The organism is Vibrio sp. 10N.222.46.A1 (genome assembly GCF_041473595.1).
Lineage (GTDB): Bacteria > Pseudomonadota > Gammaproteobacteria > Enterobacterales > Vibrionaceae > Vibrio > Vibrio tasmaniensis_A.
This window is the reverse complement of record NZ_JBFRSN010001341.1, coordinates 1-525: the sequence shown is the minus strand read 5'-3', so window position 1 is coordinate 525 and position 525 is coordinate 1. Positions and strand designations below refer to the sequence as shown.

At 38.1% G+C, this 525-nt stretch carries 1 protein-coding gene; it reads right to left on the bottom strand.

Annotation, left to right across the window (positions count from 1 at the left end; all coding sequences use genetic code 11):
- Positions 1 to 13 precede the first annotated feature (13 nt).
- A complete protein-coding gene (locus tag AB4496_RS26460) occupies positions 14 to 490 on the bottom strand; it encodes a hypothetical protein (protein ID WP_102257517.1) in 477 nt (158 codons plus the stop codon).
- Positions 491 to 525: the final 35 nt, after the last annotated feature.

Genomic DNA, 525 nt, shown 5'->3' with positions numbered 1-525 from the left:
TAATCCTTATTTGTTATGAGTACTTAGTTTGAATCTCCTTCAAAAGGCTCCATACAGACTGTTCTATAAGTGGCTCAAGGTCTGCAAACCCAAATTCTGGCTTAATATGAATGATTGAGTTCAAACGTAGGAGACCTCTAATATACCCACTCCAACTAAGCTTGTTTGTTGAACGCAATGTTTCAATTGTCTCACCGCTAGCCAAAGAAATAACATCAAACTCTATTGTCACTAGAGGACGCCAACCTAAGATTACTCCGAAGCCAAACAATAACGTCCCTCTTCGATGAAATGGCACACGAACAACTAGAGCGATATCGTTTTCAGCGAAACTATCTTCAGACACCGAACCCAATGGCAATATTTCTACTAGTTTGAAGCGAATATCATCAGTTAGACTGACACTATCTGATGACATTGAGTATTCATCTATGACTTTTAACATATCTCTTCTAGGTGAAACTTTTATTGAATCTAAATATACAGCCACTGAAACTCCTGTTCACTCATAACGAATGACATGGA